20 protein-coding genes are annotated in these 25,706 nt (G+C 61.1%); 12 read left to right on the forward strand and 8 right to left on the reverse strand.

Features of this window, described 5'->3' with window-relative positions; genetic code table 11:
• Nucleotides 1-237: 237 nt before the first annotated feature.
• From KHQ26_RS20015 to KHQ26_RS20050, 8 genes are all read left to right on the forward strand, one after another.
• Nucleotides 238-918 carry a carbonic anhydrase gene (locus KHQ26_RS20015; RefSeq protein ID WP_004152196.1) on the forward strand — a complete coding sequence of 227 codons (681 nt, stop codon included), beginning with the start codon at nucleotides 238-240 and terminating at the stop codon, nucleotides 916-918.
• Nucleotides 915-2,384 (forward strand): SulP family inorganic anion transporter, encoded by a 1,470-nt coding sequence (locus tag KHQ26_RS20020; RefSeq protein ID WP_004152195.1) that lies wholly within the window; start codon nucleotides 915-917, stop codon nucleotides 2,382-2,384. The genes KHQ26_RS20015 and KHQ26_RS20020 overlap by 4 nt, the downstream gene beginning before the upstream one ends.
• A 111-nt stretch (nucleotides 2,385-2,495) precedes the next feature.
• Nucleotides 2,496-3,515, forward strand: a complete 1,020-nt coding sequence (gene ahr, locus KHQ26_RS20025; protein ID WP_004177639.1) for an NADPH-dependent aldehyde reductase Ahr — start codon at nucleotides 2,496-2,498, stop codon at nucleotides 3,513-3,515.
• Nucleotides 3,516-3,645: 130 nt separating this feature from the next.
• The gene (locus tag KHQ26_RS20030) at nucleotides 3,646-4,530 is read left to right on the forward strand and encodes a carbohydrate ABC transporter permease (protein ID WP_004152194.1); all 885 of its coding nucleotides are present in this window, start codon (nucleotides 3,646-3,648) and stop codon (nucleotides 4,528-4,530) included.
• Entirely contained in the window at nucleotides 4,520-5,407 is an 888-nt protein-coding gene (locus tag KHQ26_RS20035; RefSeq protein WP_002886980.1) for a carbohydrate ABC transporter permease, read from the forward strand. Before KHQ26_RS20030 ends, KHQ26_RS20035 begins: the two co-directional genes overlap by 11 nt.
• Nucleotides 5,408-5,417: 10 nt before the next feature.
• Entirely contained in the window at nucleotides 5,418-6,242 is an 825-nt protein-coding gene (locus tag KHQ26_RS20040) for a phosphodiesterase (RefSeq protein WP_002886979.1), read from the forward strand.
• A 5-nt stretch (nucleotides 6,243-6,247) separates the two neighbouring features.
• Nucleotides 6,248-7,321, forward strand: a complete 1,074-nt coding sequence (locus KHQ26_RS20045) for an ABC transporter ATP-binding protein (RefSeq protein WP_002886975.1) — start codon at nucleotides 6,248-6,250, stop codon at nucleotides 7,319-7,321.
• Nucleotides 7,314-8,624, forward strand: a complete 1,311-nt coding sequence (locus KHQ26_RS20050) for an ABC transporter substrate-binding protein (RefSeq protein ID WP_002886974.1) — start codon at nucleotides 7,314-7,316, stop codon at nucleotides 8,622-8,624. The genes KHQ26_RS20045 and KHQ26_RS20050 overlap by 8 nt, the downstream gene beginning before the upstream one ends.
• A 143-nt stretch (nucleotides 8,625-8,767) precedes the next feature.
• On the opposite strand, the gene iolE is transcribed toward KHQ26_RS20050, so the two are convergent.
• The 4 genes from iolE to iolD are packed head-to-tail and all read right to left on the reverse strand — an operon-like array spanning nucleotide 8,768 to nucleotide 13,617.
• A complete protein-coding gene (iolE, locus tag KHQ26_RS20055; RefSeq protein WP_002886970.1) occupies nucleotides 8,768-9,667 on the reverse strand; it encodes a myo-inosose-2 dehydratase in 900 nt (299 codons plus the stop codon).
• Between the two features lie 23 nt (nucleotides 9,668-9,690).
• Nucleotides 9,691-10,575: a sugar phosphate isomerase/epimerase family protein gene (locus KHQ26_RS20060; protein WP_004152193.1), complete on the reverse strand. Its 885-nt coding sequence runs from the start codon at nucleotides 10,573-10,575 to the stop codon at nucleotides 9,691-9,693.
• Nucleotides 10,576-10,616: 41 nt separating this feature from the next.
• Entirely contained in the window at nucleotides 10,617-11,630 is a 1,014-nt protein-coding gene (locus KHQ26_RS20065) for a Gfo/Idh/MocA family protein (RefSeq protein ID WP_004152192.1), read from the reverse strand.
• Between the two features lie 46 nt (nucleotides 11,631-11,676).
• On the reverse strand, nucleotides 11,677-13,617 hold the full coding sequence (gene iolD / locus KHQ26_RS20070) for a 3D-(3,5/4)-trihydroxycyclohexane-1,2-dione acylhydrolase (decyclizing) (protein WP_004152191.1): 1,941 nt from the start codon (nucleotides 13,615-13,617) through the stop codon (nucleotides 11,677-11,679).
• 505 nt (nucleotides 13,618-14,122) lie between these two features.
• Here iolD and KHQ26_RS20075 point away from each other — a divergent pair.
• Both KHQ26_RS20075 and KHQ26_RS20080 read left to right on the forward strand, forming a co-directional pair.
• Nucleotides 14,123-16,036: a bifunctional 5-dehydro-2-deoxygluconokinase/5-dehydro-2-deoxyphosphogluconate aldolase gene (locus KHQ26_RS20075; RefSeq protein ID WP_004146797.1), complete on the forward strand. Its 1,914-nt coding sequence runs from the start codon at nucleotides 14,123-14,125 to the stop codon at nucleotides 16,034-16,036.
• 151 nt (nucleotides 16,037-16,187) lie between these two features.
• Nucleotides 16,188-17,045, forward strand: coding sequence for a MurR/RpiR family transcriptional regulator (locus KHQ26_RS20080; protein ID WP_004152190.1), 858 nt, complete (start codon nucleotides 16,188-16,190; stop codon nucleotides 17,043-17,045).
• A gap of 984 nt (nucleotides 17,046-18,029) precedes the next feature.
• On the opposite strand, the gene iolB is transcribed toward KHQ26_RS20080, so the two are convergent.
• Both iolB and KHQ26_RS20090 read right to left on the reverse strand, forming a co-directional pair.
• Nucleotides 18,030-18,839 carry a 5-deoxy-glucuronate isomerase gene (gene iolB, locus KHQ26_RS20085; RefSeq protein WP_002886959.1) on the reverse strand — a complete coding sequence of 270 codons (810 nt, stop codon included), beginning with the start codon at nucleotides 18,837-18,839 and terminating at the stop codon, nucleotides 18,030-18,032.
• Between the two features lie 18 nt (nucleotides 18,840-18,857).
• The gene (locus tag KHQ26_RS20090) at nucleotides 18,858-20,363 is read right to left on the reverse strand and encodes a CoA-acylating methylmalonate-semialdehyde dehydrogenase (RefSeq protein WP_004146794.1); all 1,506 of its coding nucleotides are present in this window, start codon (nucleotides 20,361-20,363) and stop codon (nucleotides 18,858-18,860) included.
• A 351-nt stretch (nucleotides 20,364-20,714) separates the two neighbouring features.
• Here KHQ26_RS20090 and KHQ26_RS20095 point away from each other — a divergent pair, with 351 nt between their 5' ends.
• Together KHQ26_RS20095 and KHQ26_RS20100 are read left to right on the forward strand one after the other, a co-directional pair.
• Entirely contained in the window at nucleotides 20,715-21,536 is an 822-nt protein-coding gene (locus tag KHQ26_RS20095) for a TIM barrel protein (protein ID WP_020803912.1), read from the forward strand.
• A gap of 98 nt (nucleotides 21,537-21,634) precedes the next feature.
• Nucleotides 21,635-23,137 (forward strand): helicase HerA-like C-terminal domain-containing protein, encoded by a 1,503-nt coding sequence (locus tag KHQ26_RS20100; RefSeq protein ID WP_020803909.1) that lies wholly within the window; start codon nucleotides 21,635-21,637, stop codon nucleotides 23,135-23,137.
• Nucleotides 23,138-23,185: 48 nt separating this feature from the next.
• On the opposite strand, the gene lptG is transcribed toward KHQ26_RS20100, so the two are convergent.
• On the reverse strand, nucleotides 23,186-24,268 hold the full coding sequence (lptG, locus tag KHQ26_RS20105) for an LPS export ABC transporter permease LptG (RefSeq protein ID WP_002886956.1): 1,083 nt from the start codon (nucleotides 24,266-24,268) through the stop codon (nucleotides 23,186-23,188).
• Nucleotides 24,268-25,365, reverse strand: coding sequence for an LPS export ABC transporter permease LptF (gene lptF, locus KHQ26_RS20110; protein WP_002886955.1), 1,098 nt, complete (start codon nucleotides 25,363-25,365; stop codon nucleotides 24,268-24,270). The genes lptG and lptF overlap by 1 nt, the downstream gene beginning before the upstream one ends.
• Between the last annotated feature and the right edge of the window lie 341 nt (nucleotides 25,366-25,706).

A 25,706-nucleotide genomic window follows, 5' to 3' on the forward strand; every position in this document is an offset into this window, starting at 1 on the left:
TTCCCATATATTCCAGAAAGTTTTAATCAATGCCTTTTTATTACTCACCCACTCCGCAGTCAAATATTAATTTCATCAATATTTTTATAACTTTACATTAATGAAAAGTTTTCTTTTTGCCGTTTAATCCAGGATTTTCCTCAGGCGTGAAGGGTTCCGGTAAACACTATTTTTACTAGTCGCTGTACGAGTCTTGATGGACATATTCACTCGATGAATTAACTCAGGAGAATACTTGTGACGACGTTAAAACCTTTGCTGGCCCGCAACCGCAGCTGGGCGCTGCAGAAGTGTCAGCATGATCCGGACTATTTCGAAAAATGGGTCGACGGGCAGCGGCCCCACTCGCTGTGGATCGGCTGCTCCGACAGCCGCGTGCCCGCCGAGGTGCTCACCGGCAGCCAGCCCGGCGAGCTCTTTGTCCACCGCAATATCGCCAACATGCTCGATCCCGCCGACGACAACGTCATGAGCGTCCTGCAGTATGCCCTCGACTACCTTGAGGTGGAGCGGGTGGTGCTCTGCGGCCACTACGGCTGCGGCGGGGTGCAGGCGGCGCTCTCCCTGCCCACTCTGCCGCTGGCGCAGGAATCCTCGGCGCTGGCTCGCCGCATCGGCCAGCTGCGCCACACCCTGCATCACGAAATTGCGCAGATCGCCGATGACTGTTGTGTTGCGGCCTCCCCCGGCGCCAGCACCAGCGCCAGCGCCAACGCGGAGCGCTCTCGCCATGCGCTGGACGCCCTGGTGGAAGCCAACGTTCGCGCCCAGTTCGCCCCTCTGCTGGAGAGTGAACCGGTGCAGACGGTGCTCGCCAGCGGGCGACCGCTCAGCCTGCACGGCTGCGTCTACGATCTGGCTTCCGGCCATTTAACCACCCTCGTCGAACACCTCTCACCGCAGGAGCACGCCCCATGAACACGCTTCGTCAGGACTCTCTCGCCGGCATCGTCGTCTTCCTTGTCGCCCTGCCGCTGTGCCTCGGCATCGCCCAGGCCAGCGGCTTACCGCCCTTCGTCGGCCTGCTGACCGGCATCATCGGCGGCCTGGTCGTCACCGCCCTCAGCCCCTCCCGCTTCGCCGTCAGCGGCCCCGCCGCCGGACTGGTCACCATCGTCGTCGCCGCTATTGAATCCCTGGGTTCCTTCTCCCTCTTCCTGATGGCGCTGGCGCTGGCCGGCGTGCTGCAGCTGCTGTTCGGCATCCTGCGGGCCGGGCGCTTTATCTCGCTGGTTCCCGCCAGCGTCATCAAAGGCATGCTGGCGGCGATCGGCATCCTGCTGATTATTCAGCAGATCCCCGTCGCGCTCGGCAGCGCAGAAGAGACCGGGCTCGTTGATATCGTGAAGGGTAACGCCACCTTCTCCCTCAGTGCTATCGCCGTCGCCGCGGGCGGTCTGCTGGTGCTCTGGCTGTGGGGCTCGCCGCTTATTCGCCGGGTGAAGAGCCTGCGCTGGATCCCCGGGCCGCTGATCGCCGTCCTGCTCGGCTGCGTGACCACCCTGCTGCTGACCCATTTTGCGCCGCAGCAGCTGGCCGCCCTACCGCGTATTACCCTGCCGGCGTTCGGCAGCCTCGGCGACCTGCTGGGCGAGCTGGAGTCTCCCGCATGGAGCGCGTGGCGCAATCCGTCGGTGTGGGTGGTGGCGGTGACCCTGGCGCTGGTCGCCAGCCTCGAAACCCTGCTCAGCCAGGAGGCGCTGAAAAAGCTGCGCCCGCAAAATCCGCCGCCTTCGCCGAACCGTGAAATGGTCGCCCAGGGCGTGGGCAATCTGCTCTCCGGCGTGCTGGGGGCGATGCCGATCACCGCGGTGATCGTCCGCAGCTCGGTGAACGTCAGCAATGGCGCGCAGAGCAAACTGTCGATCTTTATCCACGGCGTGCTGCTGCTGATCTGCGGCCTGTGGTTCAGCGGCCTGCTAACCTTAATCCCGCTCGCCAGCCTCGCCGCCGTGCTGCTCTATACCGGCTATAAGCTGGCGACCCCGCGGCTGTTCATCGAGCAGTTCCGCCAGGGGGCGGCGCAGTACGTCCCGTTCCTCGCCACCATCGGCGGGATTATCGCCTGCGGCATGCTGGCGGGGATCGGGATTGGTCTTGCCACCCAGATGGCATTCAGTCTCTGGCGCAGCCATCGCCACTCGCTGCAGCTGGCGCGCTACGATGACCACTACGTGCTGCGCATCCAGCAGAATCTGACCTTTATGCACAATCCGCATCTGCTGGCCCTGCTGGCGAAGATTCCGGAAAAGAGCGTGGTGATCGTCGAGCACGACAGCGTCGGCTATCTCGACCCGGACGTGCGGGCGGTGCTGGATGATTTTGCCGAGAACGCCCCGCAGCGCGGCATCCGCCTTAATCAGTGGCCGCTGGCCAGCCGCTGACCTTAACGGGCGGCTGGTCCGCCCGCTTCGCGACCCCTCCGATTGCCAAGCGCCTGGGAATACCATGCTCTACACTTTCTGGGTTATCACGCCAACCCCAAGGAAATGAACATGACCATCATTAAAAGCTACGCCGCCAAAGAAGCGGGCGCCGATCTGTCGCTGTGGGAATACGATGCCGGCGAGCTACAGCCGGAAGATGTCGAAGTTGAAGTGGAATACTGCGGGATCTGCCATTCAGACCTGTCGATGATCGACAACGAATGGGGGATGTCGAGCTACCCGCTGGTGGCCGGTCACGAGGTGATTGGCCGGGTGGCGGCGCTGGGCAGCGCGGCGCAAGATAAAGGGCTGAAGATTGGCCAGAAGGTCGGCATCGGCTGGACGGCGCGCAGCTGCGGCCATTGCGACGCCTGCATCAGCGGCAACCAGATCAACTGTCTGGAAGGCTCGGTGCCGACCATTCTCAACCGCGGCGGCTTCGCCAATAAGCTGCGCGCCGACTGGCAGTGGGTGATCCCCCTGCCGGAGAGCATCGATCTGGCGTCCGCCGGCCCGATGCTGTGCGGCGGCATCACCGTCTTTAAACCGCTGCTGACCCACCACGTCACCGCCACCAGCCGCGTCGGGGTGATCGGCATCGGCGGCCTCGGCCATATCGCCATTAAGCTGCTGCGGGCGATGGGCGCGGAAGTGACCGCCTTCAGCTCCAACCCGGCCAAAGAGCAGGAAGTGCTGGCGATGGGCGCCGATCGCGTGGTCAACAGCCGCGATCCGGAAGCCTTAAAAGCGCTGGCCGGTCAGTTCGACCTGATCATCAACACCGTGGCGGTGGACCTCGACTGGCAGCCGTACTTCGAAGCCCTGGCTTACGGCGGCAACTTCCATACCGTCGGCGCGGTGATGAAGCCGTTCCCGGTGCCGGCCTTTACCCTGATCGGCGGCGACCGCAGCATCTCCGGCTCGGCGACCGGTAATCCGTCCGAACTGCGCACGCTGATGAAGTTTGCCGGGCGCAGCAAAGTGGCTCCGACCACCGAGCTGTTCCCGATGTCGCAAATTAACGAAGCGCTGAAGCACGTTCGCGAAGGCAAAGCCCGCTACCGCGCGGTGCTGAAAGCCGACTTCTGATGATTCTCTCCCGCCGGGCGGCCCGCTCGCCCGGCGTTTTCCCCGTTGCTTCATCAAACCGTCATCTCCCCGCCATGCCTCTGTAGTCATTGCTTCCCACAATCCGGGCTTCGATAAATGGCTGAACGAGATGCGCGTCACCATGAGAAAGACCTGGCTTCCCTGGCTGATCCTGTCGCCTTCCCTGCTGTTTTTACTGCTGTTTACCTGGTTCCCGCTGGGGCGTTCGGTGTATGACAGCCTGTTTGATACCCGCATGGCCAGCGACGGCGCGCAGTACGTCGGGCTGGATAACTTCTCCCGCCTGTTTGCCGACGGCGTTTTCTGGCAGTCGCTGGTCAATAATCTGCTCTATATCCTGCTGACGGTAGTGCCCGGGGTGACCCTCGCCCTGCTGCTGGCGGTGGCGCTGAGCGAGAACCATCGCGTCAACCGCTGGCTGCGCACCGCCTTTTTCTTCCCGATGATTATCCCGATGGTCAGCGCCGCCGCGCTGTGGCTGTTTATCTTTATGCCCGGCCTCGGCCTGCTCGACCACTATCTGGCGAAGCTGTTCGGGCCGATGAACAACAACTGGCTGGGACGCAGCAACAGCGCGCTGCTGGCCCTGGCGCTGATCGGCGTGTGGAAGTTCGCCGGCTACTACATGCTGTTTTTCCTCGCCGGGCTGCAGAGCATTCCGGCCTCGACGCGGGAAGCGGCGCTGATGGAGGGGGCTACCCGCACGCAGGTCTTTTTTAAGGTCACGCTACCGCTGCTGCGCCCGACCCTGAGCTTTGTGATCACCACCGCGCTGATCTACTCCATCACCCAGATAGACCACGTGGCGGTGATGACCCGCGGCGGGCCGGACAACGCCACCACCGTGCTGCTCTATTACATCCAGAATCTCGCCTGGGATACCCACGACCTCGGTAAAGCCTCCGCCGCCACCTTCCTCACCCTGGCCGGGCTGTTCGCCTTCTCGCTGATTAACCTGAAACTGCTGGAGAAAGGAGCCCACTATGAGCGCTGAAATCTCGCCGCTGCTGGTCCGCACGCCCGCCGCCGCCCGTCCGCTGTGGCTGCGCCTGCGCCGCTCGTCGCCCTTTACGCTCACAGTATTAATGTGCTGCCTGGCGCTGCTGTGGGTCAGCCCGTTTATCTGGATGCTGGCGACCTCGTTCAGCGCCACCACCTTCGGCGACGATATGGCGTCGCTGCTGCCCCGCCTGCCGCTGACTCTCGATAACTTCCGCGACGCCTGGAACAGCGCCGACTGGCTGAGCCTGTACGCCAACACCCTTATCTTCACCTTCGGCACCTTCTTCGTGCAGCTGTTGACCATCACCACCGCCGGCTACGTCTTCGCCTGCCACGAGTTTCGCGGCAAGCAGACGCTGTTTCTCCTGTTCCTGGTGCAGCTGATGATCATGCCGGTGGTGATGATGGTGCCGAACATGCTGACCCTGAAAACCTTCGGCCTGCTCAACACCCTCACCGGGGTGATGATGCCCTACTTCACCTCGGCGTTCGGCGTGTTCCTGATGCGTCAGGCGTTCCTCGCCATTCCGAAAGAGCTGGAGGAGGCGGCGCTGATGGAGGGCTGCCGCTGGTGGCAGGTGCTGTTCCGCGTACTGCTGCCGATGTCCTGGCCGTCGGTGCTGGCCTTCGCCACCGTCAGCATTACCTACCACTGGAACGAGTACCTGTGGCCGCTGATGATGCTCAACGATCCCGATAAGCAGGTGCTGACCGTCGGGCTGGTCTCTTTCGCCATGGGCGCCGAATCCGGCGGCCAGTGGGGCACCATCGGCGCCGGGACGCTGATGGTCTGCCTGCCGCTGATGCTGGCGTTCATCCTTTTTCAGAAACAGTTCCTGCGGAGCTTCGGCTTCTCCGGGATCAAATAAGGAGTGATTCATGCTGTTAGCGCACATTTCCGATACCCATTTCCGCAGCCGCGGCGAGAAGCTGTACGGCTTTATCGACGTCAATGCCGCCAACGCCGACGTGGTCTCCCAGCTTAACGCGCTGCGCGAGCGCCCGGACGCGGTGGTGGTGAGCGGGGATATCGTCAACTGCGGCCGCCCGGAGGAGTATCAGGTGGCCCGCCAGATCCTCGGCAGCCTGAACTATCCGCTGTATCTGATCCCCGGCAACCACGACGACAAAGCCCATTTTCTCGAGCATCTTCATCCGCTGTGCCCGCAGCTGGGCAACGATCCGCAAAATATGCGCTATGCGGTGGATGACTTCGCCACCCGCCTGCTGTTTATCGACTCCAGTCATGCCGGCACGTCAAAAGGCTGGCTGACCGACGAGACCATCAGCTGGCTGGAGGCGCAACTGTTCGAGGGCGGCGACAAACCGGCAACGATCTTTATGCACCACCCGCCGCTGCCGCTGGGCAATGCGCAGATGGACCCGATCGCCTGCGAAAACGGCCACCGTCTGCTGGCGCTGGTGGAGCGTTTTCCGTCGCTGACGCGCATCTTCTGCGGCCACAACCACAGCCTGACCATGACCCAGTATCGCCAGGCGCTGATCTCCACCATTCCCGGCACCGTCCATCAGGTGCCGTACTGCCACGAAGACACCCGGCCCTATTACGACCTCTCCCCGGCCTCGTGCCTGATGCACCGTCAGGTCGGTGAGCAGTGGGTGAGCTACCAGCACTCGCTGGCCCACTACGCCGGGCCGTGGCTGTACGACGAAAACATCAGTTGCCCAACGGAAGAGCGCTAACCGCCATGCTCAGTCTGCAAAACATCAGTAAACGTTTCGACGGCAAACCGGCGCTCAGCGCCCTGTCGCTGGATATTCACGAAGGCGAATTCGTGGTGCTGGTCGGCCCGTCGGGCTGCGGGAAAAGCACCCTGCTGCGCCTGCTCGCCGGGCTGGAGCCGGTCAGCGAAGGACAAATCTGGCTGCATGATGAGAACATCACCGCCACCACGCCGCGCGAGCGCAACTTCGCGATGATCTTCCAGAACTATGCCCTGTTCCCCCATCTGTCGGTGCGCGACAACATCACCTTCGGCATGAAGGTGCGCAAGGAAGAGAAAAGCAGCTGGCAGCCGCGGGTGGACAAAGTGGCGCAGATGCTGCAGCTGGAGGCGCTGCTCGACCGCAAACCGGCGAAGCTCTCCGGCGGCCAGCGCCAGCGGGTGGCGATGGCCCGGGCGATTGTGCGCAATCCGCGGCTGTTCCTGATGGACGAGCCGCTCTCCAACCTCGACGCCCGCCTGCGCAGCGAAGTGCGCGACAGCATTATGGCGCTCCACCAGCAGCTGAAAACCAGCACCATCTATGTGACCCACGATCAGACCGAGGCGATGTCGATGGCCGACCGCATCGTGGTGATGAACGGCGGCCACGTGCAGCAGGTAGGACGGCCAGAATATCTGTATGCCAACCCGGCCAATCTGTTCGTGGCCGGATTTATCGGTTCACCGGCAATGAATCTGCTATCGCTCCCCTGCGTTGACGGCAACGTTCAGCTTGGCGAACAACGCCATCCGCTGCCGCCGCGCCACCGGGATCAGACCCGCGTCTGGCTGGGCGTTCGCCCGGAACATATTACCGACCGCGTGGAGGAGGGCCATCTGCGCCTGCCGGCCACCGTTCTGCAACGAGAACTGATGGGGGCCGATTACCTGCTCCACGTCAGCACCCCGATCGGCACCCTGCGCTTTAGCCGCCGCCACCGCGGCACGGTGCCGGAGAAAGGCGAGTCGCTACAGATCGGCTTCTCGCCTGCCGATGTGCATCTTTTTCATGCTGAGACCCAGCATAATTTATTGATGGAGTGTAATCATGTTTAAACCTTTTACGCTAGTCGCGGTTGGCCTCAGCCTTGCCCTGAGCGGCGCGGCGCTGGCAAAAGAGAAAATAGACTTCATGTTCCCGGCGCCGGTGGACGGCAAGCTGACCATGGAGATGACCCGCGTCATTAAGCAATTCAACGACTCGCAGCAGGATGTCGAAGTGCGCGGGATCTTCACCGGCAACTACGACACCACCAAGATCAAAGCCGAATCGGCGCAGAAGGCCGGCCAGCCGCCGGCGCTGGTGATCATGTCCGCCAACTTCACCACCGATCTGGCGCTGAAAGATGAGATCCTGCCGATGGACGAGCTGTTTAAATATGGCGATCAAAAGGCCGGCGATTTTCTGCAAAAGGAATTCTGGCCCGCGATGCATAAGAACGCCCAGGTGATGGGCACCACCTATGCGATCCCGTTCCATAACTCGACGCCGATCCTCTACTACAACAAGACGATGTTCGATCAAGCCGGGATCAAACAGCCGCCCCAGACCTGGGCCGAGCTGCTGGCTGATGCCAAAAAGCTGACCGACGAGAGCAAAGGCCAGTGGGGGATCATGCTGCCGTCGACCAACGACGACTACGGCGGCTGGATCTTCTCGGCACTGGTGCGCGCCAACGGCGGGAAATACTTTAACGAAGACTATCCGGGCGAGGTCTATTACAACTCGCCGACCGCCATCGGCGCCCTGCGCTTCTGGCAGGATCTGATCTACAAGGACAAGGTGATGCCGTCCGGGGTCTTGAACTCGAAGCAGATCAGCGCCGCGTTCTTCTCCGGCAAGCTCGGGATGGCGATGCTCAGCACCGGCGCGCTGGGCTTTATGCGCGAGAACAGCAAAGACTTTGAGCTTGGGGTAGCGATGCTGCCGGCCAAAGAGCAGCGTGCGGTGCCGATCGGCGGCGCCAGCCTGGTGAGCTTTAAAGGCATCAACGAGGCGCAGAAGAAAGCGGCGTATCAGTTCCTGACCTATCTGGTGAGCCCCGAGGTGAACGGCGCGTGGAGCCGCTTCACCGGCTACTTCTCGCCGCGCAAGGCGTCATACGATACGCCGGAGATGAAGGCCTATCTGCAGCAGGATCCGCGGGCGGCGATCGCCCTTGAGCAGCTGAAGTACGCCCATCCATGGTACTCCACCTGGGAGACCGTGGCGGTGCGTAAGGCGATGGAGAACCAGCTGGCGGCGGTGGTCAATGATGCCAAAGTGACGCCGGAAGCGGCGGTGCAGGCGGCGCAGAAGGAAGCCGACGCGCTGATGAAACCGTATGTGGACAAGACCGCGCTGGCGGAAGTGAAGTGACGCTTTACCCGTCATCGTCATCCTCACCCCGGCCCTCTCCCTGAGGGAGAGGGAACTGTCCGGCGCTGTGGTTAAGCCCTGGGTCCGGTTGAGAAAGGAAAAAAGCAGGCCATACCCGGTATGGCCTGAAAATGTCACAACGATTAGATCCCTGCCGTTTCGCGAATATATTTGCGCGCTTTGACGGCGTATTCGAAAGGATTGGCCAGAGCAGGATCCTGCTCGGCTTCCACTACCATCCAGCCTTTATAGCCAAAGTCGTCCAGCAGCTTGAACACCGGACGGAAATCGATCACCCCGTCGCCCGGGACGGTGAAGGTGCCTTTTTTCACGCCGTCGAGGAACGACAGGCCGTCGCGGCGCACCTGGTCGATCACCGGCGGGCGGACGTCTTTCAGGTGGACGTGGTTGATGCGCGGCAGATACTTTTTGAGGATCGCCAGCATCGGCGCTTCGCCGCCTTCGGAATACCAGGCGTGGCCGGTGTCGAACAGCAGGAAGACGCGCTCGTCCACCAGCGACATAAATTTGTCGATTTCCGCGGTGGTCTGAATGCCGGTGCCCATGTGGTGATGCAGACAGACCTGCATTCCCTTCTCCGCCGCCAGGCGGCCGAGGGTGTTGTAGCCTTCCGCCACCCGCTGCCACTCTTCGTCGCTGAAGCACGGCTTCGCATCGCCGAGGATCGGTTTATCCAGCCCCTGGATGCTGCCGCTCTGCTCGGAGCAGCCAATCACTTTCGCGCCCATCGCATGAAGGAAGTTCATGTGATTGACGAATTCATCAATGGTTTTTTCCCGCTGGCCGTTGGCGAAAAAGGTGCTGAACCAGGCGTTGCAGATCTGAATGCCGCGGATATCCAGCATCGGCTTGAGAACCGCCGGGTCGCGCGGATATTTGCTGCCGACTTCGCTGCCGGTAAAGCCGGCCAGCGCCATTTCGCTGACGATCTGCTGGAAGGTGTTTTCGCTGCCGAGCTCCGGCATATCATCGTTAGTCCAGCCGATTGGGGCGATAGCCAGTTTGACGTTATCTTTGTTCATAGTAGGGCTCCTGCCGCTGCGCCTTAGCGGCGCAGCAATTCACGTTCAATAAGTTCACGGGTTTCCACTGCCTGGTATTTCATTTTTTCCGGGTAGCCAAACAGCGAGGTGGCGACAATCGGCTCCCCGCCGACCTTGAAGGTCTGCTCGGCGAATTTCATTTCGCGCAGGGTGCGGAACAGCGCGTCGAAATCCACATCCCCTTCCCCGACGCCTACGTGCTGGTGCACCACGGCATCCACGCCCGGCGGGTTAACGATATAGCGGCAATGTTTCGTATGGTTGCGGGTATCCGCAATCAGGACATGGGAGAGATCGCTCCCGGCATAGCGCAGCATGCTCGCCACGTCGCCGACGCCTTTGTCGTAGAAAAAGGTGTGCGGCACGCTGTAGACGTACTTCACGTTATCGCTGCGGAACGACTTCACGATATCGACGGTTTCATTGTTCTCTTCGCAGAAATCCCAGGGATGCGCCTGGATCTCCACGCGGATGCCTTCCCGCTCAAAAATCGGCAACAGCTCTTCCATTGAGCGATAGAACATTTCATCGCAGATCTCAGGCTGATTCGGATCGCCGGAGAACTCGGTGTTGATCACCTGAACGCCCATCTCTACCGCAATTTCCACCAGCCGTTTCCAGTTTTTCACCGCCGCCTGACGGCGCAGTTCGTCCGGACCGGACCAGCGGTAGACGCAGATAAACGACGACAGCTCAAGGCCGGTATCGCGCAGCGCCTGCTTGTACTCCGCCATGATCTCCCGGCTGGCGCGCGGGTGCTTGTAGAACGGGTTAATCTGCGGGTGCGGCGACTGTTCAATGTACTTGTAGCCCCACTCCGCTACCTGATGGACCATGCGGGTGATCCCGAGGTCCTTAATGACATCCACATCAAAGGCAATTTTCATCGTCGTTACCTGTGCAAAGAAGTTCCGTCAGCAAAACGCGCTTAACGTTTGTAGAATGCCGGGCACTCAGGCAGCGTCACCTCAACCGGCTCGCTGGTTCCCTGCGCTTTAATGCAGGCGTCCGCCGCCACCGACGCCGCGTAGCCGTCCCAGGCCGACGGGCCGTGCAGCTGGCCGGCTTTGACGTCGTTGATAAAGGCCTGCAGCTCGACGTCGTAGGCTTTGATAAAGCGGTCTTTCCAGTCGGTGAGAATGGCGGTCGACAGGCTGGCGGACTTGCGCATCTGGACGGCAGACGGCTCCGGCAGACGGGCAATCCCGGTTTCGCCGACCACTTCGCACTGGATGTCATACCCGTACTGGCAGTTCACGAACACTTCGACGTCGATCAGAGTGCCTTTTTTGGTTTCAAAGGAGACGATCTGCGGATCTTTCAGGCGCGCATGGGTGTGCGAGGTGGAGCGCGGGAAGCGCACCTGCACGGAACGGTAGTCATCGTTCAGCAGCCAGCGCAGCACGTCCAGCTCGTGGATCAGGGTGTTGGTGATCGCCATATCGGTGGTGTAGTTCTCGCCGACCGACTGGTTGCGGTGGGCGCAGCGCAGCATCAGCGGTGCGCCGATATCGCCATCGTCGATCACTTTTTTCAGCGCCAGATAGCCTTCGTCGTACGGGCGCATAAAGCCAACCTGCACCAGACGACGGCCGGCCTTCATTTCGGCATCGACGATGCGGCGGCAGCCTTCCGCAGACATCGCCAGCGGTTTTTCGCAGAATACCGGCTTACCGGCGGCGATGGCGGCCAGGGTGTACTCTTCGTGGGTCGGGTCCCAGGAGGTGACCAGGATGGCATCGACATCGCTGGCGTTAATCACGTCGTGACCGTCGGCGTAGACTTCCGCCTGCACGCCCGGCAGCGCGACCGCCGCGCGGGCGTTGTCGGCATTGATATCAGACACCGCCACAACGGTGGCGCCCTGCAGAACCTGGGTGCAGCGACGGATGTGTTCTTTACCGATAGCGCCAGCGCCGATGACACCTAATTTGAGCGACATAATGGTTTTCTCCGTAAGTCTGTAGGATTCAGAGTGGATGTTCGTTTTAGTAATCACGCGCCTGGGCGCGCTTTTCATTAATCATTTGCGCCACCTTGCGGATCCGTTCAGAGAGCGCCGTCTGGGCGACCCCAACGTTCCACCAGCTGCCGTATTTGTGCACCATGGTCTTCGGCAGCACTTTAATATCAATCAGAGTGCTGACCGTTTCGCGACGGGCGGCGTCCAGCGCGTGGCGCAGTTCGTCCAGGGTTGTGACGCGCCAGGTTTTGCAGCCGTAGCCGGCGGCGATGGTGGCGAAGTCCACCGGCACCAGGCCGCCCTGCAGCTGGCCGGTTTCCGGCTGACGGTAGCGGAACTCGGTGCCGAAGCTGTCCATCCCGTGCTCCATCTGCAGGTTGTTGATGCAGCCGTTGGCCATGTTGTCGAACAGCACGACGTTGATCTTCGCCCGCTCCTGCAGGGAGGTGACCAGCTCAGAGTGCAGCATCATGAACGAGCCATCGCCGACCAGGGAGTAGACTTCGCTCTGCGGCTGCGCCAGCTTCACGCCCAGCGCGGCGTTGACTTCATATCCCATGCAGGAGTAGCCGTACTCCACGTGGTAGGTGTTTTCCGCGCGGTTGCGCCAGACGCGCTGCAGATCGCCTGGCAGGCTGCCCGCCGCCGCGACGATCACCGCCTCGGCCGGCAGCGTTTCATTCAGTACCCCAAGGACGCTGCTCTGGGTCAGGGTGGAGTCGGTGATCTGGCGGAACTCGCGATACACCGATTCACGATCGAGATGATCGTCGATCTCCGGCACAAAGGATTTCTCCTGCCACACCGCCTGGTAGACGCGCTGGGTCTCTTTTAACTGACGGCTCTGCACGCTCTCGATCTGCGCGCCCCAGCCGGCCTGCCAGCCGCTGTCCGCCAGCGCCGCGTCGAGAGCGGTCATCGCTTCCCGGGCGTCCGCCAGCATGGCAATGCCGTCCAGCTTCCAGGCGTCGAAGTTGCTGACGTTAATATTCAGGAAACGCACCTCCGGGTGCTGGAAAATCCATTTCGAGGCGGTGGTAAAATCGCTGAAGCGGGTGCCGACGCCGATCACCAGGTCGGCCTCTTTCGCCAGCAGGTTCGCCGCCAGGCAGCCCGTCTCGCCGACGCCGCCGACGTTCAGGGGGTGAGACGAGACCACCGTCCCCTTCCCGGCCTGGGTTTCGGCGAAGGGCACCCCGTAGCGCTCGGCGAAACGGGACAGCGCTTCGCCCGCGCCGGAGTATTTCACCCCGCCGCCGCAGACGATCAGCGGTTTACGGCTGGCTTTGATGGCCGCCACGGCGTCCGCCAGCTGCGCGGCGCTGGCCGGGCGCCGGTCGAGACGGTGCACGCGGCGCGCAAAGAAGGATTCCGGGTAATCCCAGGCTTCGCCCTGCACATCCTGCGGCAGGCACAGCGTCACCGCGCCGGTTTCCGCCGGGTCGGTCAGGACGCGCATGGCGTTGATGCAGGCGCTCATCAGCTGTTCCGGGCGGGTAATGCGGTCCCAGTATTTGCTGACTGCGCGGAAGGCGTCATTGGTGCTGATGCTGAGATCGTAGCTCTGTTCAATCTGCTGGAGCACCGGATCCGGCTGGCGGGTGGCGAAGACATCGCCCGGCAGCAGCAGCAGCGGAATGCGGTTGGCGCTGGCGGTGCCGGCGGCGGTGATCATGTTGGCCGCCCCTGGACCGATGGAGGAGGTGCAGGCGATAATCTGCCGGCGCAGGGCCTGGCGGGCAAAACCGGTGGCCGCGTGGGCCATCCCCTGCTCGTTGCGCCCCTGATAGACGCGCATATCGCCGCTGTCCTGCTCCAGCGCCTGCCCCAGCCCCAGGACGTTGCCATGGCCGAAAATCGCGAAAATGCCTTTCACGAACTTCAGCTCTACGCCATCCACTTCCAGGTACTGGTTATCGAGGAACTTCACCAGCGCCTGCGCCGTTGTCAGTCTCAGTTTGCCCATGATGCACAATCCTTATTGTTCAGTATTTGTGTGTGGCGTCGCGCCGATGCCGCCGGGGCCGTCGTTCACGTCACTGGAATACCTGTGGATTATAGGCAAACATTTTTTTCATTAAATACAAATACAGAAGAAATATTTCATTTTGCGAGAAGGATCAAACTCTCTACCCATTTCATACGTTTCACTTACATTCCAGACACGTTTTCGGGCCCTTTTTTGCCGCACCAGACGGCAATATCCCCTTAAAAATCATAGGTAAATGGATGCCATTTGGCGTTTCATTTTCCCCCGGGTCGACAGAGGGGGCGATCCGCGCTCGCGCGAGGCTCAGTGCGGCAGAGTGGTAGATCCCTCACACTTTTGGTTTTTTAATTTCGAACGAGTTTGCAAATGAAATATTTATTTCTCAAACTAAGGGTAACCAATAACCCTCAGGCTGTTCACGGAGTCGACGTCGGGATCCCGACCCTTCCAGGCAGCAGACACCAAAAAGGAAATCCTAGCTATGAATGCAGCAGTAAAGCGGCTCGACGTCATCTGTATAGGTCGGGTGGCCGTCGACCTCTATGCCCAGCAGATTGGTTCGCGGCTAGAAGACGTTGCCAGTTTCGCGAAATATCTGGGCGGCTCCTCCGGCAACGTGGCCTTTGGCACCGCGATTCAGGGGCTGAAATCGGCCATGCTGGCGCGCGTTGGCGATGAACACAACGGCCGTTTCCTGCGCGAAACGCTCAACCGCGCCGGGGTGGATACCGAGTATCTGATTACCGACAAATCTCGCCTGACCGCGCTGGTGATGCTGGGGATTAAGGATCAGGAGACCTTCCCCCTGATTTTCTACCGCGATAACTGCGCCGATATGGCCTTAACGCCTGACGACATTAGCGAGGAGTATATTGCCTCCTCCCGGGCGCTGGCGGTGACTGGCACCCACCTGTCGCACGCCAACACCCGCGCCGCGGTGCTGAAGGCGCTGGAGTACGCCCGCCGTCACGGCCTGCGTACCGCTCTGGATATCGATTACCGTCCGGTGCTGTGGGGGCTCACCTCGCTCGGCGATGGCGAAACCCGTTTCATTGAGTCCGGACCGGTCACCAGCCAGCTGCAGGAAGTGCTGCATCTGTTCGATTTGGTGGTGGGAACCGAAGAAGAGTTTCATATTGCCGGGGGCAGCACCGATACCCTGACCGCGCTGAAAAATGTGCGCAATGCCACCAAAGCCACTCTCGTCTGCAAGCGCGGGCCGATGGGCTGCGTGGTGCTGGAAGGCGACATCCCGGACAGCTGGGACCAGGTGCCGCTACAGCAGGGCGTGCGCGTGGAGGTTCTCAACGTGCTGGGCGCCGGGGATGCCTTTATGTCGGGTCTGCTGCGCGGCTGGCTCAACGACGAAGGCTGGGAGCAGGCTTGCCGTTACGCCAACGCCTGCGGGGCGCTGGTGGTCTCCCGCCACGGCTGCGCGCCGGCGATGCCGACCAAAGTCGAACTTGATGACTACCTGCAGCGCGCCGAATCGGTGCCGCGCCCGGACGTCGACGAGCGCCTCAACCACCTGCACCGGGTCACCAGCCGCCGTCAACAGTGGCCGGAGCTGTGCATTTTCGCCTTCGACCATCGCAAACAGCTGGCCGACCTGGCGCGGGAGACCGGGCGCGACGAAGCCTGCATTCCGCAGCTCAAACTGCTGTTGTTGGCCGCGGCCGAAGCGGCGGCGCAGGAGGCAGGTCTCGATCAGCGCAGCGGCATTCTGGCCGACGGCACCTACGGCCAGCGTGCGCTCAACGCCATTACCGGCAAGGGCTGGTGGATCGGGCGCCCTATCGAACTGCCCAGCTCGCGACCGCTGCGTCTGGAGCATGGCAACATCGGCTCGCAGCTGATCGACTGGCCGCTGGAGCATGTCGTCAAATGCCTGGTCTTCTATCACCCGGACGACCCGGCGGCGCTGCGTGCAGAGCAGGACGCCCTGCTGCTCGAGGTCTGGCAGGCCTGTAACAAGTCAGGCCATGAACTGCTGCTGGAGGTGATCCTGCCGGAAAATGGCCCGGACAAAGACGAGCGCCATTACCACACTATGCTGGAACACTTTTATCAGCTGGGGATCAAACCGGACTGGTGGAAGCTGCCGCCGCTCTCCAGCGCCAGCTGGCAGCAGATCACCGCCCTCATCGAGCGCGAAGATCCGTGGAGCCGCGGGATCCTGATCCTCGGGCTTGACGCGCCTTCCGACAAACTGCGCGCCGGTTTCGCCGAGGCGGCCGCACACCCGATGATCAAAGGTTTCGCCGTCGGGCGCACCATCTTTGGCCAGCCGTCGCGGCGCTGGATGCAGGGTGAGCTCAGCGATGAGGCCCTGATAGAGGAAGTGAAACGCAACTACCTGACGCTCATTGGCTACTGGCGCGAAGCCCGCCGCTGATCCCCCGACGCCCGTCTCCGTCACCTTGCGGAGCGGGCGTTTTTCTGTTTCTTCGTGAAATGAATCGCGTATTTCGTCGCAATAAATGAAAAATTCGCTTCATTTGGTACACTGGAAGCCATATTCCTTCCATTTTCTCAGAGCGCACTCTATGGCCAATAACCCAACACAGCTGACCATCCTGCAGGATGAAATCAGGCGTCGCTACGATACGTTAAGCAAACGCCTGAAACAGGTCGCCCGCTATATCCTTGATAACAGCAATAGCGTGGCTTTCGATACCGTGGCCTCCATTGCGCAACAGGCGGATGTTCCCCCTTCCACGTTGATTCGTTTTGCCAACGCCTTCGGCTTCAGCGGCTTTAACGAAATGAAACAGATGTTCAAGCAACATTTGATGGAAGAGACCGCCAACTATACCGAGCGCGCCCGTCTGTTCCGCCAGACCACCAGCGATGAGTCCAGCCCGCCGGAAACGCCGACGGAAATCCTCAATATGTTCACGATGGTGAACAACCAGGCGTTGCAGCAGCTGGCGATGCAGACCTCCAGCGATGATCTGGAGCGCGCGGTGGCCCTGCTGGGCGAGGCGGAAAATATTTACGTCATTGGTCTGCGCCGGTCGTTTAGCGTCGCCTCCTATCTGACCTATGCGCTGCGTCACCTCGATCGCAAAGCCTTTCTGATCGACGGCCTCGGCGGCATGTTCACCGAGCAGCTGAGCCTGGTCGGTCCGAAAGACGTGGTAGTGGCGGTGAGCTTCTCGCCGTACGCGCGGGAAGTGGTCGAGCTGGTGGAGCTGGGCGCGCAGCGCAAAGCGCGGCAGATCGCCATTACCGACAGCCAGGTCAGCCCGCTGGCGGCCTTCAGCGATGTCTGCTTTGTGGTGCGTGAAGCGCAGGTGGATGGCTTCCGTTCGCAGGTTGCTTCCCTGTGTCTGGCCCAGACGCTGGCGGTCTCGCTGGCGCTGAACAGCAGCCAGGAGTCCGAGGCCAAGCAGAAGGCGTGAGATAGGCTGCCTGGCGTTTGTTACTCGGCGGCGCAGTATAGGCTTACGGAAGGATGCCGTAGGCCGGATAAGGCGAAGCCGCCATCCGGCACAAAGGCAGGTATGGCGCCGGAGGTGTCCTGCCCGGCGGCGCTGCGCTTGCCGGGCCTGGGGTATATGGGCCTGCGGGGTGCCGGATATAATGTTATTGGTATGCAACTCTATTAATCCGGGTAAAGCGTTTGTCGCATGTGATTTCAGCGCACATTGCGCTCCCGGTTAATCGTCTGCGTTATGCCTGGCATGGCGCAGGGAGCGCACAGGGGGCGGCCAGTCGCCGCCGCCCCCTGTCCCCCCGGGCTCCGGCCAGCAAAATCGCCGCTACGCGGTCCCTTCGACTTATCCCTGCAGGCTTCGGGTCGGGCCGAGGCAGCGTCCGTGCAAAACACGGCCCTCAGCCCGCATCCATGCGGGCTGCCCCGGCCTTCCGGGAACGTCTCAGCGATTTTGAGGCCGTCAGCACCGGCAGTTTCAGCAACAATGGTGAATAAATTAACGGCAGGTCGCATGAACCGTATGCCGGGCAAGGCATGAGCCGCCGCCCGGCATAAAAGCAGCACCGTGCCTGCGGTCATCGCCCGGCGGCGCTGCGCTTGCCGGGCCTACGGTATAGGAGCTTACGGGAGGATGCCGTAGGCCGGATAAGCGTAGCGCCATCCGGCACAAAAACGGGTACGGTGTCTGCGGTGTCCTGCCCGGCGGCGCTGCGCTTGCCGGGCCTGGGGTATAGGAGCTTATGGGAGGCTCCCGTAGGCCGGATAAGCGTAGCGCCATCCGGCACAAAGGCGGGTATGGCGCCGGAGGTTCCTTCCCGGCGGCGCTGCGCTTGCCGGGTCGGGAGTGGGATTCCGCGGAGCGTTTCGCGAAAAAACATCTGCCGCCCTCAAACAGGAAGGCCGGTTAGCATCGCTAACCGGCCTTCTTTATCCGCTTCTGCACCGCACGTCAGTCGTGGCGCGGGTACTCCGGCGTGTTGATCCAGGCGTGGTCATCTTCCCAGGTGAACAGCCATTTCCGGTCCGGCCCGGCCATCACGTTCAGATAGTAGCTATCGTAACCGGCAATCGCTGCCACCGGATGGTAACCGCGCGGCACCATCACCACATCGTGGTTGTAGGGCGCCATACAGGCGTCCAGGCTGCGGTCGTCGGTGTAGACCCGCTGGAAGGCAAAGCCCTGCGGCGGATCGAAGCGGTGATAGTAGGTTTCTTCCAGCTGCGTCTCTTTGCCCGGCTGGGCGGTATCATGTTTATGCGACGGCCACGAACTGGTGGCCCCCTCGTCGGTGTAGACTTCCACCACCAGCAGGCAGTCCGCCTCGGCGCTGTCCGGCAGAATATTATGCACCCGACGCTGGTTGCGCCCTTTCCCACGGTGCTCTACCCCGACGTCTTCCGGCCGAATGAGGCGTGCCGGGAAGCTGCCTTTGCCCGGCGCGCTGCATACCGCCAGCTCCAGATCGGAATCGGCAGTCACCTCGACTTTATCCTGCGGCGGGATGTAGACCGACCACGGCGGGGTGCGTTCAAACGGCGACATCCGTTTACCGAGATTCGGGAAATCGGCATGTTGCGTTTTCACCGACGCCAGCCCGGCGACCAGCACCAGGCACAGCTCGCGATCGCCGCTCTCCAGCGTCACGGTCTGCCCTTTTTTCAACATCCAGACATCAAAGCCGATATAGCGCCAACCGGCGCTTTGCGGCGTAATATGCTGGATCTGTCCCTCTTTTCGCGATTTAGCCAGTAACGACATGGCGCTCTCCTTCGCCGATTAACCTAACGTCGGCATGCTGAATTCAGATACGGTCTGCTGCCCTGCCGGCCAGCGTACGGTGGCGGTCTTCATACGCGTGTAGAAGCGCACGCCGTCCGGCCCATGGACGTTCAACGCGCCAAACACCGAGCGCTTCCAGCCGCCGAAGCTGTGGAACGCCATCGGCACCGGGACCGGCACGTTCACCCCGACCATCCCCGCCTGCACGTCGTGGACGAATTCACGCGCGGTGTGGCCGTTGCTGGTGAAAACGGCGCTGCCGTTGCCAAACTCGTGGCTGTTGACCAGCTCAAGGGCGCTGTCATAGTCCGCCGCGCGCACAATCCCCAGCACCGGGCCAAAGATCTCTTCGCGCCAGATGGTCATCTCCGGGGTGACGTGATCGAAAAGGGTGCCGCCGACATAGTAGCCCGCGTCGTAACCCGGCACGCGCAGTTTGCGGCCATCGACCACCAGTTTTGCCCCTTCGCTTTCGCCTTTATCAATATAGCCGAGCACTTTTTTCTGGTGGGTATCAGACACCACCGGTCCCATCTCGTTCTCTTCCTGACCACGCATGCAGCCCGGGCCTACTTTCAGCGCTTCCACCAGCGGCTTCAGGCGGGCGATCAGTTTGTCGGCGGTTTCATCTCCCACCGCCACCACCACCGGCAGCGCCATGCAGCGCTCGCCTGCGGAGCCAAAAGCGCCGCCCATAATGGCGTTAACGGTGGCGTCGAGATCGGCATCCGGCATCACAATCGCGTGGTTCTTGGCGGCGCCGAAGGCCTGCACTCGCTTGCCGTGGGCGCTGGCGGTCTTATAGATATACTCCGCCACGCCGGAGGAGCCGACGAAGCTCACCGCCGCAATACGCGGGTCAGTGTACAGCTGCTCAGCATCTTCATTGCTGCAGTGCACGACGTTAAACACGCCGTCCGGCAGACCGGCCTCTTTCAGCAGCTCTGCCAGACGCACGGCGGCCGTCGGCGCCAGCGCGGGCGGCTTGAGGACGAAACTGTTGCCGCAGGCCAGCGCCAGCGGGAACATCCACATCGGCACCATCGCCGGGAAGTTAAACGGGGTGATCCCTGCCACCACGCCCAGGGGCTGCATCAGCGAGTAGCTGTCGACGCCGGTGCCGACGTCAGAGGAGTATTCGCCTTTAATCAGGTGCGGGATCCCGCAGGCGAATTCGACCACTTCCATACCGCGGGTCAGCTCGCCCAGCGCATCCGACCACACCTTACCGTGCTCGCTGACGATGATCCCCGCCAGCTCTTCCACGTGCTGCTCCAGCAACATTTTGAAGTTGAACAGCACGCGGGCGCGGCGCAGCGGCGTGGTACGGGACCAGCTGTCAAACGCATCGCGAGCAACCTGAATCGCCTCGGAGACTTCCTGCGCGGTTGACACCGTGACTTCGCGCACCGCTTTGCCCGTCGCCGGGTCGTACACCGGCATCGTTTCGTTGCTGCTGCTAATAACGGTTTTCCCGCCAATAAAGTTTCCTGTGATCGTCATGTTCTCGCCTCATAGTGAAGGGGGCCAGCGCACACCGGCCCGTCGCTGATTCTGCTGTGCTATAACCGTAGTAAAATGAAACTTATATTTCAACATTGTTGTGAAATGAAATTTCATTTTGGTGATAACAGTCGCATTTTGCGCTAACCGGTCGCCTGTGCGCTTCCCGCATCGCGCCTAGTTGCCCTCGACGCCAGGCTTCCCGCCGCTGTCGCGCCGGTAGTCGGTGCCGGTGATATTTTGCGAGACAGCTCAAACATTCATCATTTCCATTCTTGCTAATTTTGGAATAAACGTTTTGACTGTTAGCCAATTGAACGAACCTACCCCCTCTTCCGTCAGGAGTGTCCTATGGCCATCGCAATGCAACGTTTTTGTATTAACCGCAAAATCGCGCCAGCGCTCAGCATTGAAGCGTTTTTCCGTCTGGTGAACCGTCTGGGCCTGAATAAGGTCGAGCTGCGCAACGATTTACCCAGTGGAAAAGTGACCGACGATCTGAGCCATCAGCAGGTGCGCGAGCTGGCGGCGCGCTACCACATCGAGATCCTGACGATTAACGCGGTCTACCCCTTTAACCGTCGTAGCGAAGAGGTGCGGCAGTTGACCGAATCGCTGCTGAAAGAGGCCCAGGCCATCGGCGCCAAATCGCTGGTGCTCTGTCCGCTCAACGACGGCAGCGAGGTGCCGGCCAGCGAAACCCTGGGCGCCCTGCGCGACCTGGCGCCGCTGTTTGCCTTCTATGGCATCCACGGCCTGGTGGAGCCGCTGGGCTTCCCGCAAAGCTCGCTGCGTTCTGCACATCAGGCGCAGACGCTGATCCACGACGCCCGCGTGCCGTTTAAGCTGCTGATCGACACCTTCCATCACCATCTTTACCCACAGGCGGCGGACGAGTTCAGCCAGGTGGAGGTGGCGGATATCGGGCTGGTGCACCTTTCAGGAGTTGACGATAGCCGTCCGCGCGAGCAGCTCACCGATGCCGAGCGCATCATGCTAACCCCGAAGGATCGTCTCGGCACCTGCGAGCAGGTTAAAGCGCTGGAAGCCCGCGGCTATCAGGGGGTGTACGCTTTTGAGCCCTTCGCCCCCGAGCTGGCGCAATGGAGCGAAGCGGATATCGAGAGCGAGATTGAGCAGAGCATCGCGCTCATCCAGCGCCACTGCGCCTGAGACCCTCACGGTACAGCGTGCGCGGCGCGTGACGATTTTCCCAACGCCGGACGATGAGGTTGCCTATAATCGTCGCAGGATAAATGGAGGAATCGACCATGAGCTCACCCCTGTTGATTGCGCGCACGCTGGATAACGCGCTCTATTTACTGCCCGCGATGGCCAACCGCCATGGGCTTATCACCGGTGCGACCGGCACCGGTAAAACCGTCACCCTGCAGAAGCTGGCTGAGTCGTTCTCGGAGATTGGCGTGCCGGTATTTATGGCCGACGTCAAGGGCGACCTGACCGGCATTGCCGCCGCGGGGCAGAGCTCAGAGAAACTGCAGGCGCGGCTGGAGAAGATCGGCGTTAGCGACTGGGAGCCGCACGCCAACCCGGTGGTGCTCTGGGATATCTTTGGCGAGAAGGGCCACCCGGTGCGGGCGACGGTCTCCGATCTCGGCCCCCTGCTGCTGGCGCGCCTGCTCAATCTCAACGAAGTGCAGAGCGGCGTACTGAACATTATTTTCCGCATCGCGGACGACCGCGGCCTGCTGCTGCTCGACTTCAAAGACCTCCGCGCCATCACCCAGTTTATCGGCGATAACGCCAAGTCTTTCCAGAACCAGTACGGCAATATTAACAGCGCCTCGATCGGCGCCATCCAGCGCGGGCTGTTGACCCTGGAGCAACAGGGCGCCGAGCACTTCTTCGGCGAGCCGATGCTGGATATTGCCGACTGGATGCGCGTCGATGCCAGCGGTAAAGGGGTGATCAATATCCTTAGCGCCGAAAAGCTCTACCAGATGCCGAAGCTGTACGCCGCCAGCCTGCTGTGGATGCTCTCCGAGCTCTACGAGCGCCTGCCGGAAGCCGGCGACCTCGATAAACCGAAGCTGGTGTTCTTCTTCGATGAGGCGCATCTGCTGTTCAACGACGCGCCGCAGGTGCTGCTGGATAAAATTGAACAGGTGATCCGCCTTATCCGCTCCAAGGGCGTCGGCGTCTACTTTGTCTCGCAGAACCCGGCGGATATTCCCGACGCCGTGCTCGGCCAGCTGGGCAACCGCGTGCAGCATGCCCTGCGCGCCTTTACGCCGAAGGACCAGAAGGCGGTGAAAACCGCCGCCCAGACCATGCGCGCCAACCCGGCCTTCAGTACCGAGCAGGCGATCCAGGAGCTGGGCACCGGCGAGGCGCTGATCTCCTTCCTCGATGAGAAAGGCAGCCCGTCGGTGGTCGAGCGGGCGTTGGTTATCGCCCCCTGCTCGCGAATGGGGCCGGTCAGCGATGACGAGCGCAATGGTCTGCTGAACCACTCGCCGCTGTACGGTAAGTATGAGGAGGAGGTGGACCGCGAGTCGGCTTTCGAAATGCTGCAGCAAGGGGTGCAGGTCGCCACCGGGCAGCAGTCGGCTCCGCCGGCGAAGGGCCAGCAGAACGGCGATGACGACGGGCTGCTTGGCGGCCTGAAAGATATCCTGTTCGGCAGCACCGGCCCGCGAGGCGGTAAACGCGACGGTATCGTGCAGACCGCAGCGAAAAGCGCGGTTCGCCAGGTCACCAATCAGATCGTCCGCGGCATGCTGGGCAGCCTGCTGGGCGGACGCAAGCGCTAAAAAAAAGCCCCCTCATCGCTGAGGGGGCTTACGTTTCAGGCTTACCCGCTAGGCCTTGCGCATCATCAGCCAGAGGCTTATCAGGAAGAAGCTGGCGCTCGGCAACAGCGCGCCGATGATCGGCGGTATGCCGTAGACCAGGGTCAGCGGGCCGAAAATCTGGTCGAGGACATAGAAGATAAAGCCGAAGCTAATCCCCGTCACCACCCGGACGCCCATCGGCACGCTACGCAGCGGGCCAAAGATAAACGACAGCGCCATCAGCATCATCACCGCCACCGACAACGGCTGGAAGATTTTGCTCCACATATTGAGCTGGTAGCGTCCCGGATCCTGACCGCTGGACTTGAGGTATTTCACATAGTTGTGCAGCCCGCTGATCGACAGCGCATCCGGATCCAGGGCAACCACGCCCAGTTTGTCCGGCGTCAGGTTGGTTTTCCAGGTGCCGCTCACCATCTGCGACCCGGTCACCTGCTTTGGATCGGTCAGGTCGGATTCATCCACCTGCGACAGACGCCACACTTTATTTTCGCTATCGAATTTTGCCGAAGCGGCATAGCGCACCGACTGTAAACGACGCTCCGGGTTGAAGGCATAGATGCTGACGCCCCCCAGCTCATCGTTGCCTTTTACGCGTTCGATATAGACAAAGTTGTGGCCATCTTTCGCCCACAGCCCCTGCTGGGTTGAGAGCAGCGAGCCGCCGTACATCTGCTGGGCACGGTAGTTGCGCGCCATCTGTTCGCCCTGCGGCGCCACCCACTCGCCGATGGCCATGGTCAGCAGCACCAGCGGGATCGCGGTTTTCATTACCGCCAGCGCTACCTGCAGCCGGGTGAAACCGGATGCCTGCATCACCACCAGTTCGCTGCGCTGGGCCAGCATCCCCAGCCCCAGCAGCGCGCCAAGCAGCGCCGCCATTGGGAAGAAGATCTGGATGTCCTTCGGCACGCTGAGGATGGTGTAGAGACCAGCGCCCAGCGCATCGTAGCTGCCCTGCCCGGACTTTTTCAGCTGATCGACAAACTTGATAATGCCGGAGAGCGACACCAGCATGAACAGGGTCATCATGATGGTGTTGAAAATCGTCTTACCGATATAACGGTCAAGTACGCCAAACGCCTGCATCAGGCCGCTCCTTTATTAAAACGGGCGCGGAAGCGGCGCATCGGCACCGTGTCCCACAGGTTTAACAGCACCGCCAGCGCAAAATAGAGCAGGTTAATCGCCCACATCCAGATAGCCGGGTCCATTTTGCCTTTGCCGCCGTTCGACTTAATCGACGTTTGCAGCAGGAAGAACACCAGGTAAAGCAGCATCGCCGGCAGCATCGACAGCACGCGGCCCTGACGCGGGTTCACCACGCTGAGCGGCACCACCATCAGCGCCATAATGAAGACGGTCGCCACCAGCGTGAAGCGCCAGTGCAGTTCGGCGCGCGCGCGGTCGGTGTGGGTTTTCCACAAGGTGCGCATATCCATCTGTTCGGTGTCGTCCGGATCGGCGCTCACCGCCTGGTGGCCGATAATAGCCTGATAGTTATTGAAGTCGGTAATGCGGAAGTCGCGCAGCATCGCGGTGCCTTCAAAGCGGGTGCCCTTGTTGAGGGTCACCACCTGCGAGCCGTCTTTCTGCTGCGACAGCTCGCCGGAATCCGCCACCACCACCGAGGGGCGCGCATTGCCTTTCGGACGCAGCTGGGCAAGGAAGACGTCATGGAAGCGGTTGCCGTTGACGCTTTCGATAAACATCACCGCGTTACCATCGCTGGCCTGCTGGAACTGGCCCTGGGCCAGCGCCGCCATACCGGGGTTAGCTTTAGCTTCGGCCAGCACTTCGTCCTGATGGCGCGACGACCACGGCCCCGCCCACATAACGTTGACCGCCGCCACCGCGCCGGTGAACAGCGCGAGGATCATCGCCGCCTTGATTAGCACGGCTTTGCTCAGGCCGCAGGCGTGCATCACCGTAATTTCACTTTCGGTGTACAGCTTGCCGAGGGTCATCAGCAGGCCAAGGAACAGACTTAACGGCAGGATAAGTTGCGCCATCTCCGGGATGCCGAGCCCCAACAGCGAGAGCACCAGATTGGTTGGGATATCGCCATCTACCGCGGCGCCGAGGATCCTGACTAATTTCTGACAAAAGAAAATCAGTAACAGGATGAATAGGATCGCCAACTGGCTTTTCAGCGTCTCACGAACCAGATATCTTATGATTATCACTATAAATACGCCCGTAAAAACCCGTTTTAGTGCAGGAAAATTGCTTGTTTCATGGCTTAAACGTCATTTATTCTCTTTGGTCGTCGAAAACGTCGCTAAGATTAAATGACTCATCGGTTCTGCATGTCAGGATCTTTTCTGACGAACCCAGGCCTTAATAACGTTAAGATTAACACGAAGTCACCGCAACAGCGGATATGAGTTACGAAAGCTTGCAATTATATACTCAATGGATTTCGAGTTGTAAGAAGGCAGCAGGGCTGTGGCCCCTGGCGCGCACAATGTGCCACGTCAGGGTAAGCAGGCGCAGCCGGCGCATCTGCAACTTGAAAGGCGACGAG

It is taken from the genome of Klebsiella sp. 10 (genome assembly GCF_018223925.1).
Lineage (GTDB): Bacteria > Pseudomonadota > Gammaproteobacteria > Enterobacterales > Enterobacteriaceae > Klebsiella > Klebsiella pneumoniae.